This window comes from Methylobacterium sp. DB0501, assembly GCF_011043735.1.
GTDB classification, from domain to species: Bacteria; Pseudomonadota; Alphaproteobacteria; order Rhizobiales; family Beijerinckiaceae; genus Methylobacterium; species Methylobacterium alsaeris.
Genome location: NZ_JAAKGV010000013.1, coordinates 168,002 through 181,490, shown reverse-complemented (window position 1 = coordinate 181,490; position 13,489 = coordinate 168,002). Strand labels below are relative to the sequence as shown.

11 protein-coding genes and 2 tRNA genes are annotated in these 13,489 nt (G+C 68.9%); 3 read left to right on the top strand and 10 right to left on the bottom strand.

Going from position 1 to position 13,489, the window contains the following annotated elements; translation table 11 throughout:
• Window positions 1-2 precede the first annotated feature (2 nt).
• From G4G93_RS19925 to G4G93_RS19890, 8 genes are all read right to left on the bottom strand, one after another.
• Entirely contained in the window at window positions 3-209 is a 207-nt protein-coding gene (locus G4G93_RS19925) for a hypothetical protein (RefSeq protein ID WP_165086576.1), read from the bottom strand.
• A gap of 168 nt (window positions 210-377) precedes the next feature.
• A tRNA-Leu gene (locus G4G93_RS19920) sits at window positions 378-462 on the bottom strand.
• 440 nt (window positions 463-902) lie between these two features.
• Window positions 903-987: transfer RNA gene (locus G4G93_RS19915), tRNA-Leu, on the bottom strand.
• A 96-nt stretch (window positions 988-1,083) separates the two neighbouring features.
• Complete coding sequence (leuC, locus tag G4G93_RS19910; RefSeq protein WP_165086575.1) at window positions 1,084-2,499, bottom strand: 3-isopropylmalate dehydratase large subunit; 1,416 nt, start codon at window positions 2,497-2,499, stop codon at window positions 1,084-1,086.
• A 195-nt stretch (window positions 2,500-2,694) separates the two neighbouring features.
• A complete protein-coding gene (locus G4G93_RS19905; RefSeq protein ID WP_165086574.1) occupies window positions 2,695-3,585 on the bottom strand; it encodes a carbohydrate ABC transporter permease in 891 nt (296 codons plus the stop codon).
• A gap of 16 nt (window positions 3,586-3,601) precedes the next feature.
• The gene (locus tag G4G93_RS19900) at window positions 3,602-4,546 is read right to left on the bottom strand and encodes a carbohydrate ABC transporter permease (RefSeq protein ID WP_165086573.1); all 945 of its coding nucleotides are present in this window, start codon (window positions 4,544-4,546) and stop codon (window positions 3,602-3,604) included.
• Between the two features lie 334 nt (window positions 4,547-4,880).
• Window positions 4,881-6,191, bottom strand: coding sequence for an ABC transporter substrate-binding protein (locus G4G93_RS19895; protein ID WP_165086572.1), 1,311 nt, complete (start codon window positions 6,189-6,191; stop codon window positions 4,881-4,883).
• A gap of 119 nt (window positions 6,192-6,310) precedes the next feature.
• Window positions 6,311-7,402 carry an ABC transporter ATP-binding protein gene (locus G4G93_RS19890; RefSeq protein ID WP_165086571.1) on the bottom strand — a complete coding sequence of 364 codons (1,092 nt, stop codon included), beginning with the start codon at window positions 7,400-7,402 and terminating at the stop codon, window positions 6,311-6,313.
• 274 nt (window positions 7,403-7,676) lie between these two features.
• Here G4G93_RS19890 and G4G93_RS19885 point away from each other — a divergent pair, with 274 nt between their 5' ends.
• Both G4G93_RS19885 and G4G93_RS19880 read left to right on the top strand, forming a co-directional pair.
• Window positions 7,677-8,639: a 2-hydroxyacid dehydrogenase gene (locus tag G4G93_RS19885; protein WP_165086570.1), complete on the top strand. Its 963-nt coding sequence runs from the start codon at window positions 7,677-7,679 to the stop codon at window positions 8,637-8,639.
• A 14-nt stretch (window positions 8,640-8,653) separates the two neighbouring features.
• Entirely contained in the window at window positions 8,654-9,409 is a 756-nt protein-coding gene (locus G4G93_RS19880) for an AprI/Inh family metalloprotease inhibitor (protein ID WP_165086569.1), read from the top strand.
• A 16-nt stretch (window positions 9,410-9,425) separates the two neighbouring features.
• On the opposite strand, the gene G4G93_RS19875 is transcribed toward G4G93_RS19880, so the two are convergent.
• On the bottom strand, window positions 9,426-10,094 hold the full coding sequence (locus G4G93_RS19875) for a pyridoxamine 5'-phosphate oxidase family protein (RefSeq protein ID WP_165086568.1): 669 nt from the start codon (window positions 10,092-10,094) through the stop codon (window positions 9,426-9,428).
• Window positions 10,095-10,227: 133 nt separating this feature from the next.
• Complete coding sequence (locus G4G93_RS19870; protein ID WP_165086567.1) at window positions 10,228-11,601, bottom strand: metallophosphoesterase; 1,374 nt, start codon at window positions 11,599-11,601, stop codon at window positions 10,228-10,230.
• 301 nt (window positions 11,602-11,902) lie between these two features.
• On the opposite strand from G4G93_RS19870, the gene G4G93_RS19865 reads away from it, so the two are divergent.
• Window positions 11,903-13,393 (top strand): carboxypeptidase M32, encoded by a 1,491-nt coding sequence (locus tag G4G93_RS19865; RefSeq protein ID WP_165086566.1) that lies wholly within the window; start codon window positions 11,903-11,905, stop codon window positions 13,391-13,393.
• The last annotated feature ends 96 nt before the right edge of the window (window positions 13,394-13,489 follow it).

Below are 13,489 nucleotides of genomic sequence, written 5' to 3'. Positions count from 1 at the left end.
TGTCAGATTTCACCCTCGCCGGCCGGGGAGGGGCGCACCCGGGGACGCGGCTCCTCGCCGGTGGTGCTGGTGCCCGGATCGAGGGCGTCTGCCCTGCGGGCGGCATCGTGGTCGGCCGGCGCCACCCCGGCCTTGGCGGCGGCCCGATCCTCGTCGCGGCGGGTCAGGTGCGGGCGGGCGGTGAGCAGGTCTTCGCGGCTGTCGGTCATGGATGATCCTCCGGTCGGCGACAGCCAACGCGGAGCGGCCCGGCGAGGTTCGCCCGGCATGACGGGTCACTTGCCGTTACGGCACGACCATGGATCGATCTGACGGGAACGTTAGGGAAGACGTGGTTCTCGTCCGCTGCGGGGACGGCATCAACACCTGTCGGGTGTTGGTGCCCAGGAGAGGACTCGAACCTCCACGGCTTGCACCACTGGTACCTGAAACCAGCGCGTCTACCAATTCCGCCACCTGGGCCCGAAAGCGCCGCCTTGGCGGCGCCCCGGTGTCAGTCGTTTAGAGCGTGGCGGCGACGGCGTCAACGGGATTGAGCGGGGGTGGCGCGGAATGAGCGGCGGGGCGTGGGGACCGAGCCGACGCGGTCATTCCGCCAGCCGGCACTCCGCGTCATCGCACCCGCGGCAGCCTGAGGTGCGACCGCAGGGCGCCTTCTCGAGGCCGCTACCGGGGTGGAGACAGGCGCCGGTGGCGATGATTTGTCTTCGCCGCTCGAGGCCCCCTCCGGAAATTCCGGATCCGCGGAAAGTGCGGGTTTGGGCAGGGGAGGGGAACGCCAGGAAGCGAGATCACCGATGCCGGCATTGCCCTGCATCGGACACCCTGGATGACCAGATGTGATGAATGGTCGAGTTCAGGATCACCGCATCGCGGGAAGCATCAACACCATTGAAGGGTGTTGGTGCCCAGGAGAGGACTCGAACCTCCACGGCTTGCACCACTGGTACCTGAAACCAGCGCGTCTACCAATTCCGCCACCTGGGCCCGAAAGCGCCGCCTTGGCGGCGCCCCGGTGTCAGTCGTTTAGTCGGCGGCGGAGCCGGCGTCAACGCCGAACTCCGCCGTTTCGTCGCGAGGCCGTCAGTTGCCGGCCGGCCACTCGCGGATGTCGACGAAGTGGCCCGCGATGGCGGCGGCGGCGGCCATCGCCGGGGAGACGAGGTGGGTGCGGCCCTTGTGGCCCTGGCGGCCCTCGAAGTTGCGGTTCGAGGTCGAGGCGCAGCGCTCGTGGGGTTTGAGGCGGTCGGCATTCATGCCGAGGCACATCGAGCAGCCCGGCTCGCGCCAGTCGAAGCCGGCCTCGATCAGGATCCTGGCGAGGCCCTCCTGCTCCGCCTGCTGCTTCACCAGGCCGGAGCCCGGGACCACCATGCCGGAGACGCTCGGGTGGATCTTGCGTCCCTCGACCATGCGGGCGACGATCCGCAGGTCCTCGATGCGGCCGTTGGTGCAGGAGCCGATGAACACCTTGTCGAGGGCGATGTCGGTGATCTTCGTGCCCGGGGTCAGGCCCATGTAGGAGAGCGCCTTCTCCTTGGAGGAGCGCAGGTTCTCGTCCTCGATCGAGGCCGGGTCCGGCACCCGGCCCTGGACCGAGACGACGTCCTCAGGGCTCGTGCCCCAGGTCACGATCGGCGGCAGGTTCGCGGCGTCGAGCCGGATCTCGCGGTCGAAATGCGCGCCCTCGTCCGAGACGAGGTTGCGCCAGTAGGCGACCGCCCGCTCGAACGCCTCGCCCTTCGGCGCCTTCGGCCGGTCCTTGATGTAGGCGAAGGTGGTCTCGTCGGGGGCGACCATGCCGGCGCGGGCACCGCCCTCGATCGACATGTTGCAGATCGTCATCCGGCCCTCCATCGAGAGGCCCCGGATCGCCTCGCCGGCATATTCCAGCACATGGCCGGTGCCGCCGGCGGTGCCGATCTCGCCGATGATCGCCAGGATGATGTCCTTGGCGGTGACGCCGGCGGGCAGGCGCCCGTCGACGACGGCGCGCATGTTCTTCGCCTTCTTCTGGATCAGCGTCTGGGTGGCGAGCACGTGCTCGACCTCCGACGTGCCGATGCCGTGGGCGAGCGCCCCGAAGGCGCCGTGGGTCGAGGTGTGGGAATCGCCGCAGACGATCGTCTGGCCCGGCAGGGTGAAGCCCTGCTCCGGCCCGATGATGTGGACGATGCCCTGCCGCTTATCGAGCGCGTCGTAATACTCGATGCCGAATTCGCGGACGTTGTCGGCGAGCGTGTCGATCTGCGTACGGCTCTCGGGATCCTCGATGCCGAGGCTGCGGTCCGACGTCTGGACGTTGTGGTCGACGACCGCCAGCGTCTTCTCCGGATGGCGCACCCGGCGCCCGGCGAGACGAAGCCCCTCGAAGGCCTGGGGAGAGGTGACCTCGTGCACGAGGTGACGGTCGATGTAGAGGAGGCAGGTGCCGTCCGGCTGACGATCGACGACGTGGTCGTCCCAGATCTTGTCGTAGAGGGTGCGAGGGGCAGTCATCGGAATTGTTGCCTTGTCACGAAGACCTGACGATAGGGCCGGGCGCATGGCGTGCGCACCGCCGGACCCGTCATGTAACCGGCTCGATCGCCGACGGGTAGACCCCAATGCGCCGCAAGGGGATGCAAGGATCGCACGCGTCCCGGATCTTGTCCGGGCGCCCCCGGGCGCGGCGGTTCGGGGGCGTCGGGATCGCTATTCCTTCACCGCCCCGGTCATCGCCGAGACGTAGTGCTCGACGAAGAACGAGTACAGGATCACCAGCGGCAGCGAGCCGACCAGGGCGCCTGCCATCAGCGAGCCCCAGCGATAGATGTCGCCGTCGACGAACTCGCTCACCACCGCCACCGGCACGGTCTTGTTGTCGCTCGAGGACAGGAAGGTGAGGGCGTAGATGAACTCGTTCCAGCACAGGGTCAGCGAGAAGATGCCGGCCGAGATCAGCCCCGGCACCGCCAGCGGCAGGATGATCTTGACGAGGATCTGCCAGCGGCTCGCCCCGTCGATGAGCGCGCATTCCTCCAGCTCGTAGGGGATGGTCTTGAAGTAGCCCATCAGCAGCCAAGTGGAGAACGGGATCAGGATGGTGGGGTAGACCAGCACCAGGGCGAAGGGCGAATCGTAGAGCCCGTAGGCCTGGATGATGGTGGCGAGCGGAATGAACAGGATCGAGGGCGGCACCAGGTAGGCGAGGAAGATCGCCGCGCCGACGACGACCGCGCCCTTGTAGCGGATCCGCACGATCGCGTAGGCGGCCAGCACGCTGGCGAACAGCGACAGCACGGTGGCCGCCACCGAGATCATCATCGTGTTCCACAGCCACAGCGGATAGTGGGTCTGGAACAGCAGCTTCGAGATGTGCTTGAGCGTCGGCGAGACCACCCAGAACGGGTTGTAGGTCTCCATGTCGATGAGCTGCTCGTCCGGTTTGATGGCGGTCAGCGCCATCCAGTAGAACGGGAAGAGCAGCACCACCAGGATGACGAAGAGCGGCAGGTAGACCGTGACGACGCGCCTCGGCAGCGTGTCGAGATAGGCCATGCCCTCGCTGTCGTCGGGGGTGTCGGGGGTTGCGGTCGCGGCCATCGTTGCTGTTTCCTTCTCAGCCGGTCTGCCACTTGCGGTTCTGGAGCCCGAACCACGAGATCGCGATGGCCAGGATCAGGAACGGCACCATCGCGGTGGCGATGGCTGCGCCCTCGCCGAGATTCCCCGACAGGATGCCGCGCTGGTAGGACAGGGTCGCCATCAGGTGGGTGGCATTGACGGGGCCGCCGCGGGTCATCGCCCAGATCAGCTGGAAGTCGGTGAAGGTGAACAGCACCGAGAAGGTCATCACCACGGCGATGATCGGGGTGAGCAGCGGCAGGGTGATGTGGCGGAAGTTCTGCCACGGCGTCGCGCCGTCGATCGTCGCCGCCTCGTAGAGCGAGGGCGACACGGTCTGCAGGCCGGCGAGCAGCGTGATGGCGATGAACGGCACGCCGCGCCAGATATTGGCGAAGGTCACGCAGATCCGCGCCATGGTCGGATCGCCGAGGAAATCGATGTTGCGGTCGAGCAGGCCGAGATGGCGCAGCGACCACGAGATGATCGAGAACTGGCTGTCGAAGATCCACCAGAAGGCCAGCGCCGAGAGCACGGTCGGCACGACGAAGGGGATCAGCACGATCGAGCGGATCAGCGCCTTGAACGGCAGCCGCTTGTTGAGGAGCAGGGCCAGGTAGAGGCCGATTCCGAACTTCGCCACCGAGGCGAAGCCGGTATAGACCAGCGTGTTGAACACCGAGAGCCAGAAGACGCTGTCGTCCCACAGCCACTCGTAGTTCTCGAGCCCGACGAAGTTGCCGCCGCGCCCGATCCGGGTGTCGGTGAGCGAGAGCCAGACGCCCTTCGCCAGCGGATAGGCGAGGAACAGCAGCAGGATCGCGGCTGCCGGCAGCATGAACCAGAAGCCCAGCCAGCCGCGGCTCGTCCGGAACCGGCTCCAGGCCGAGCCGGTCGTGGGCGCCGCCGCGGCGGGGCGGGCGAGGGCGATGTCGGCCACGGGGAGCCTCCTCCGGGTGTTGTTTGATCTTGTTCCTGCGGATGGGAACAGGAAATAGACGTCTCAGGGACTGTAGAGCGTCGTCGACTGCATCGACGGCAGGATGGACGCTCACGTTCCAGCTTCACAGGGCCGTCCCGGGGCCGCGACAGCGGAGCCCGGGATCCAGAACCGCAGGTCGTGCAGAACGAAGCTGTCTTCGTCCCGCCTGTTGCTGTTCCACTTGAGTGTCTGGATTCCGGGCTCCGCTGTCGCGGCCCCGGAATGACGATGGAGTGCGTGTGATCCGTCGAGGCCTTCGAGCGGAGTTTCACACTGGAGGTATCGGCGCTCGTCAGGCCGACCGGAAGATCCGCTGTGCCTGCCGCTCGGCCGTCTTGATCGCGCTCTTCAGGTCCTCGCGACCGGTGCAATAGGAGGCGAACATGTCGACGACGACGAAGTCGGCGAGCACGGCGGCCACCTTCTCGCTCACCGGGGCGAGGCCGCCGGCGGCGAGCGTGCGGGTCGAGGCTTCCCCGAACACCTTGTTCTTCGGGTCGGCGGTCCAGATCGGGTTGTTGGCGTAGGCCTGGAGCGGGTGGCAGAGGTAGCCCTGCGACGCCTCGAGCCAGGCATTGTAGTTCTGGGCTTCCAGCGCGAAGGCCATGAAGGCCTTACAGGCGTTGGGCGCCTTGGTGTAGGTGTAGGCCAGGATCGGGAAGGCGAGCTGGAACTCGGTCGGCTTGCCGGACTTGCCGACCGGGTAGGCGGCGTGGTCCATGTCCGCCGCGATGTCCTTCTTGTCGTTCTTGGCCGCGGCGTAGATCGAGATGCCGTTATTGGTCAGGTACAGGTCGCCGGACAAGAACGCCTTGTTGTTGGACGAATCGTTCCACGACACCGTGCCGGGCACGAAGGTCTCGTACAGCGCCTTGACGTAGTCGAGCGCCTTGGCGGTCTCAGGCGAGTTGATGACGATCTTCTCGTTGGCGTCGACCAGGTAGGCGTCGTGCGACCACAGGGCCCAGTGGATCCACGAATTCGCGTCACCCGTGGCATGGCCGAGGGCAAATCCGGCCGGGGTGTTGTTCTTCTTCATCGCCCGGCACAGTTCCAGGAAGCCGGCATGGTCCTCGGGGAACTTCTGGAATCCGGCCTTGTTCATGGCCGAGATGCGATAGTTGAGGTAGCCGCCGTTGAACGCCATCGGGATGGCGATCCACTTGCCCTTGACCTTGCCGTAGGCCTCGGCTGCGGGCAGCCAGCCGCCGTACTTCTTGCCGAGATAGTCCGCGACGTCGCCGACCTCGATGCACTTCGACGGAAAGAGGGCCGGGAAGGAGTAGAGGCCCCAGACCATGTCCGGGCCCTGGCCGGTATTGGCCGCGACCGACGCCTTGGGCTGGATGTCGTCGAAGGACTCGCTCGTCACCGTGACCGGCACGCCGGTCGCCTTGGTGAAGGCGTCGACGAGGCGCATGAAGGCCTCGTCCTCGGAGGGGATGAAGCGCTTCCAGCGCAGGAGCTTGAGCGAGGCGCCCGGTTCGGGCTTCCACTGGTTCTCCTGCGCCCAGGCGCGGGCGAAGCCCTCCAGGCCGGCCGCGGAGGCGAGGCCGAGGGCGGCGCCCCCCTTGAGGATCTGGCGACGGTCGAAGGCTGACATCGTGGCGTCTCTCCCAGGGTGATCGGATGTGATTTCTTATCGTTGCAGCCGGCCGGCGGCGGGATGGCGTCCCGCTTGCCGGTCGGACTTCCTGCTTCGCGGCGTCCCCGAGTCTTCGCTCAGTTGAGCCGGCGACCGTTCTCGGCGTCGAACAGGTGGACGAGGCCGGGATCGGCAGTGATGGTGATCCGCTCGCCCGGGCCGGCGCCGATGCGGTCGCGGAACACGCAGGCGATGTCGCGGGCGACCTCCTTCGAGACGTCCTGCGTGCCGCCGCCCGGCGGGCGCACCAGCACCATGGTCTCGGAGCCGGTCGGCTCCACCACCGCCACTTCCACCGGCACGCCGCCCTCGGCGAGGCGGACATGCTCCGGCCGCAGGCCGTAGACCGCCGGCATGCCGTCGGCGGGGCGCGCGCCGCGGGTCGGCAGCGGCAGGGTCAGGCCGCTCTCGGTGCGGAACGTGTCGCCCGCGATCCTGCCCTTGAGGAAGTTCATCGCCGGCGAGCCGATGAAGCCGGCGACGAACATGTTGTCGGGCCGGTCGTAGAGGTCGAGCGGGGCGCCGACCTGCTCGACCACCCCGTCATGCATCACCACGATCTTGTCGGCCATGGTCATGGCCTCGATCTGGTCGTGGGTGACGTAGACGGTGGTGGTGCGCAGCCGCTGGTGCAGCTCCTTGATCTCGGCCCGCATCGCCACGCGCAGCTTGGCGTCGAGGTTCGAGAGCGGCTCGTCGAAGAGGAACACCTGCGGGTCGCGCACGATCGCCCGGCCCATGGCGACGCGCTGGCGCTGGCCGCCCGACAGCTGGCGCGGATAGCGGTCGAGGAGCTTTTCGAGGCCCAGGATCGCCGCCGCGCGGCCGACCCGGCTCTCGATCTCTTCCTTGGCGGCCTTCCGCAGCTTCAGCGAGAAGGCCATGTTGTCCCGCACCGTCATGTGCGGGTAGAGCGCGTAGTTCTGGAACACCATGGCGATGTCGCGCTCCTTCGGCGGCACCGCGTTGACGACGCGCGACCCGATCCGGATCTCGCCCGCCGTAATGTTCTCCAGTCCTGCGATCATGCGCAGGAGGGTCGATTTCCCGCAGCCCGACGGGCCGACCAAGATCACGAATTCCCCATCCTGAATGTCGATCGAGACGCCGTGCAGGATCGGGGTGGCCCCGAACGACTTGCGCACGTTCCTGATTTCCAGCCCGGCCATCGGCTCCTCGTGTCGTGTTTCTTCTAAAGGAAGGTCGCGCGCGGCGCGCGGACCGGAACGGCAGCGCTGCCACAGGCAGACGACGAACACACGACAGGCGGGCCCGCGGCGGGGCGTCTGGCGCTCATGGGGTGTTTCCTCGACCCGTCGAACGGGGCGGCCTGTCTTGCCGCCTCTCGTGTTGGCGGCCATCATCGGGCGCGCGGGGCGCAAGATCAAGCGCCCTCGCCATGCGCCCATCGTCGGATGCGCCAGAAACGACCGGGAGACAGGCTTGAAGTCCACAGATGTTCTAATCCTGCGGCCGATGTCGCCGCTCGTGACCGAGAGCCTGGAGAGGCATTTCACCGTTCACCGCGGTGACCTGGTGGAGGACAAGGAGCGCCTCATCGACGAGGTCGGGCCGAAGATCCGCGGCATGGCGGTGAGCCACGTCCACGTGAACGACGCGTTGCTCGACCGGCTGCCGAAGCTCGAGATCGTCGCCAATTTCGGCGTCGGCTACGACACGATCGACGCGGCGGCCTGCGGCCGGCGCGGCGTGATCGTGACGAATACGCCCGACGTGCTGACCGACGAGGTCGCCGACCTGGCGGTGGGCCTGCTGCTCGCCACCGTGCGGCAGATCCCGCAGGTCGACCGCTACCTGCGCCAGGGCAAGTGGCTGGAAAAGCCCTATCCGCTCACCGGCACCCTGCGCGGGCGCAAGGTCGGCATCCTCGGCCTCGGCCGCATCGGCCGGGCGATCGCCCACCGCCTCGTCGCCTTCGGGCTGCCGATCGCCTATCACGGCCGGACGAAGCAGGCGGACGTGCCCTACGAGTACGTCCCCTCGCTCCTCGAGATGGCGAAGGCCTGCGACGTGCTGATGGTGGTCGCCCCCGGCGGTCCCGAGACGAAGAACATCGTCGGCCGCGAGGTGCTGGAGGCGCTGGGGCCGCAGGGCGTGCTCGTCAACGTCGCCCGCGGCACGCTGGTGGATGAGGACGCGCTGGCCGCGGCTCTGGCCGACGGCACGATCCAGAGCGCCGGCCTCGACGTCTTCGCCGACGAGCCGAAGGTGCCGGACGCCCTGATCGCCCAGGAGCATGCGGTTCTCCTGCCACATGTCGGCTCGGCCTCGGTCCACACACGCAACGCGATGGGCCAGCTCGTCGTTGATAACCTGACCTCCTGGTTCCAGGGCAACGGTCCGGTGACCCCCGTGGCCGAGACACCCTGGAAGGCTCAGACCTAGAAGAGACCCGTGCCATGTGCCTGCGCCGCCTGCTCCCGGTCCTCGGTCTGCTTGCCTGGACGGGATGCGCGGCGGCGCAGGAAGCGGGCTCGTCCCGCGACGCCGCGGGGCCGTGGGAACTGGCGCTCGACGGGAGCTTCCGCCGCTGCGGCCTGATGCTGGCGGCGGAGGCCGGCCCGGTCGGCCAGGCCCTGCGCTTTCCGGCCGGCTGCCGCCGCGCGCTCCCGGTGGTCAACGGCCTCGCCGGCTGGCGCCAGGACGGCGACCTGATCCAGCTTCTCGACCGGGAGGGACAGCCGGTCCTGGCCTTCGCAGGCCCGGAGGGGGAGCGTCCGCGCAGCGCGGAATCGCTCGGCGGCGAGCGCTACAGCCTGGCTCAGGGCGGATCGCGGCCTCTGCCGCCGGACACCCCGCTGGTGACGCCGGCTGCCCTCTCGACGCCGCCGAGCGCGCGCGAGGCGTCGCGCGAGGGCTTCGCCGTCGCGCCCGCCACCGCCGCCGCGGTGACCGGGCTCTACACCCTCGACCGCTTCGTCGAGAAGGACGTCTGCCGGGTGATGCTCAGGGCCGACGGCGCCCAGGTACAGGAGGGCTGCCGCGACCCGGGCCTCGCCGTGTTCGATCCCACCGCCTGGCACTACGAGGCCGGCCGCCTCGTCCTCGTCGCCCGGCGCGGCCACAGCGTCGAGCTGATCCCGGTGGGGGAGGGGCGCTGGCGCCGCGACCCGGAGGTCGGGACGACCTTCGTGCTGCGGCGGGTGGAGCCGTGAGCGACGGCTCCCGGCCTCAACGGCCCGGAAGCAGCTCCGGGGCCGGGTCGGCTTCGCCCGGGTAATCGCCGAGCGGGATCGTCCCGCCGACCCTTTCGACCTGCCGGGCATCCATCTCCGGCAGCGTGCCCTCGAACAGGTCGAGCCGCTTCCAGGCCGGGAAGGGCTGGCGCCCCCGGTGGTCCGGGACGTGCGGCGAGGGCGTCGCTCCGGCGCTGCGGTGGATGTAGCGGCCGCAATTGACGAAGATCTGCGTCGCGGTGACCCGCACCACGCCGTCGGCGCCGGGATAGAGCGCGAGCAGCCCCTCCTCCCGGGTCAGTTGGGCGGTGCCGTGCACGCGCAGGCGGTGGGGCCGCTCGAAATCGATGAACAGCAGGCCGACCCGCGCAGTCGCCGCGATATTGCCGAGCGTCATGAACATACCGTTGCCGTCGTAGCTCGGGAAGACCAGCTCGCTCGGGCCGGTCACCCGCACGAACCCGGCCGCCCCGCCCTTGTAGGACACGGTCGGCTGGCCGTGCTCGTCGACGGTGCTCAGGAAGAACAGCGCGACGCCCTCGATGAAGGCGCGCTCCTGCGGCTCGAACGCCGCGTGCGCATTCTCCTCCAGCCGGTCCGCCAGCCGGCGCGTGCCGTGCTCGTCCTGGAGCTGCCGGTGCGTGGCGCCGAAGAACACGCTCATGGCCGTCCCCCCTTTTTTTCGTCGGGTGAGGGTATGCCGGACGAGGGCGCGGCGAGAACGTAGACGATGGGACGAGCCGATGCAGGAGCGCGCATCGCGTCGGCATCGAGCCCAGGTTCCGGCCGCGTTGCGTTCAGGAACGCTTTCGCGAAACGTCCACCGTCAGCGCAGGCCCCTTGAAGGGGCGATCGCCCGATCCATGCTGGCCGTGCCCGATGCTCCAGGACGGGGGCCAGTGAATGCCCTCGATCCCCGTCGCGGTGGCGGATCGGAGCGAGGTCCAGGCGGTGGCTCCGCCACTGCGGGAGAGGATGCCTCCCGGCCCCATGTCCGGATAGAAGGCGACCTCGACGTCGAACGCGCGATCCGCCGGGAGGTCGGGGCCGAGCCAGTAGGACGGGCTTCGTCCCGGCGTCTTCCCGACGACGAGGGTCAGGGTCTGCCTCGGTCCGCGCAGTCCGAGCCAGATCGGGGCGATCGTGTCCGGAGCGTGCGCGGTGAACAGGGTCTGCTCCGGGGCCCAGGCCTCCGCCGCGGTTGTCCCGGAGAGGCGGAACGTGACGATGTCGCCGGGATCGATCGACCCGGTGAAGAGGGCGTCCGACCGGCCCGTCGCGACGCGCTGCCAGTCGGCGGACGGGCCGGCGAAGGCGGGCGGCCAGCGCAAGCGCTCCCGCGCGATGCCGTCGGTGTCCAGCACCTGATACCGCAATCCGTCCCGGTCGAGCGCCGCCTGGATGCAGTGGAGGTACTCGATCCCCTCGGGCATCCTGTGCGCCGTCCCGGCGCCCGCGGTGCAGATTTGCAGCACCCCGTCATGCACCTGGACATCGTAGGCAAGGATGTGGCTGCACATGTAGGCGAGGACGCCGGCCTGCGTCAGGATCGTCCAGAAGTCACCCGCATATTCGTGGCCGATTTCGCGCTGGTAGGTCCCGGAGAAGCCATTGACGGGATGGACCGGGTGATGGCCCAGGACGATCTTGTGCCGGGCGTCGGCATGCAGGTCGAGCACGCCTCTCAGCCAGTCGGTTTCGACGTGCCCCTCGCCGCCGAGGCCGGTCCAGAGGGTATGGATGAAGACCATCAGGAGATCGTCGCGGCGGACCCAGTAGGACAATCCTTTCTGGTCCTCGGGTCCGTTGGCGGGCAACCGCAGGACGTCGCGGAAGACGTCCTCGCTCATCGCGTCGTACGTCGTGTGATTGCCGGTCGTGTGCCACATCGGGATGGTGCGACGATCGAGCCAGGCGGTCTCGACCTCGAGCCAGTGTTTCCATTGGGCACGCAGAGCGGCGGGGTCCGGCGTCAATCCGATGATCTCGTCACCTGGAAACAGGATGAAGTCGGGCTGCGGCGAGAGGCGCCTCACGACGGCATTCACCGCTGCGAATGTCTGCTCGTGCAAGGCCCCGGGAACGCCGGAGCACGAGTCGCCGTAGATGACGAATTGATGGCCCGGTGATTTCGGCAGCAAGGACTGCACATGATCTCGCGGTAGGGTCATTTTTTATCCACTGAAATCAAATGCATGACAGCAAGAACGGGCCGCCCGTGGAGTCAGGTCGGCGCCATGATGCAGGTTGTGTGATGGCAACGGTGATGGCAAGATCTTGCTTGCCTCGAGCCGTTCCATTCGGAACGCAGAGGAAACCCTGTCTGTCGTTGCGCCGCCCGGCTGGATGCGCCACGGGCTGCCCATGCGCCCGCGGCACTTCCCCGGCAGGAGCCGCGCGTTCGCGTCCTTGCCACGCCGCACCCCGCCGTCCGACAACCCAACCCACTGTCCCACCACGACCGGATCCCCCATGCAGGCCTACCGCGCCCTCGAAGCCACCTTCGCCCGCATCAGCGCCCTCGAGGACGCCTCCGGCATCCTCGGCTGGGATGCCCAGACCCTGATGCCGGACGGGGCGGCGGAGGGGCGCGGCGACCAGATCGCGGTGCTGCGCGGGCTCGCCCACGACCTCCTCACCGATCCCGCCACCGCCGACCGGCTCGCGGCGGCGGCGGAGGAGGGCGGGCTCGACGACTGGCAGCGGGCGAACCTCGCCGAGATGCGCCGGGCCTACATCCATGCCGCGGCGGTGCCGCGCGACCTCGTCGAGGCCAGCTCGCGGGCGGTATCGCGGTCCGAGATGACCTGGCGCGAGGCGCGCCGCACCTCCGATTTCGCCCTGCTGCGGCCCGACCTCGCCGAGGTGCTGCGGCTCCAGCGCGAGATCGGCCGGGCGAAGGGCGCTGCCTTGGGGCTCGCCCCCTACGACGCCCTCCTCGACAGCTACGATCCGGGCCTGCGCCAGGACGCGATCGACCCGCTCTTCGCGGTGCTCGAGGCCGAGTTGCCGGGACTGATCGCGCAAGCCCGGGCGCGCCAGGCGTCGGCCGGGCCGGCTCCGATCGCCGAGGGGCCGTTCCCGGTCGAGACCCAGCGCCAGGTTGGGCTCGCGCTGATGCGGGCGGCGGGGTTTGACTTCGCCCGGGGCCGGCTCGACGTCAGCCTGCATCCGTTCTGCGGCGGCGCCACCGACGACGTGCGCATCACCACCCGGTACGACGAGCAGGACTTCGCCCGCGCCCTGATGGGCGTGCTGCACGAGACCGGCCACGCCCTCTACGAGCAGGGCCGCCCCGCCGCCTGGCGCCGCCAGCCCGTGGGCGCCGCCCGCGGCATGAGCATGCACGAGAGCCAGTCGCTCACCCTGGAGATGCAGGCCGGCCGCAGCCGCGAGTTCGTTGCCTACCTGGCGCCGCTGGTGCGCGAGGCCTTCGGGGGCACCGGCCCGGCCTGGGAGGCCGACGCGCTCTACTGCACCTACACGCGGGTCGCCCCCGGCTTCATCCGGGTCGATGCCGACGAGTGCACCTATCCGGCCCATATCCTGCTGCGCTACCGGCTGGAGCGGGCCCTGATCCGCGGCGAGATGGAGATCGGCGACCTGCCGGGGGCCTTCAACGACGGGATGCACCGGCTCCTCGGCCTCACCGTGCCGGACGACGCGCGGGGCTGCCTGCAGGACATCCACTGGCCCGGCGGCGCCTGGGGCTATTTCCCGACCTACACCCTCGGGGCGATGATGGCGGCGCAGCTGTTCGAGTCCGCCTGCCGGGCCGAGCCGGCCTTGCGCCCCGGCCTCGCCCGCGGCGACTTCGCCCCGCTCGTCGGCTGGCTGCGCGCCAACGTGCACCGGAAGGGCAGCGCCCTCGGGACGCAGGAGATCCTGCAGGCCGCGACCGGGCGGCCGCTCTCGGCCGAGATCTTCCTCGGCCACCTGCGCCGGCGCTACCTCGATGCGTGACGGCACCGCGGCAGGTTGGGAATCGATGCCTGCGATCGGTTGTATTTGACGTAATCTCGGAAGATATGAGATACGATTCTCGCGCTTCCGGGATGT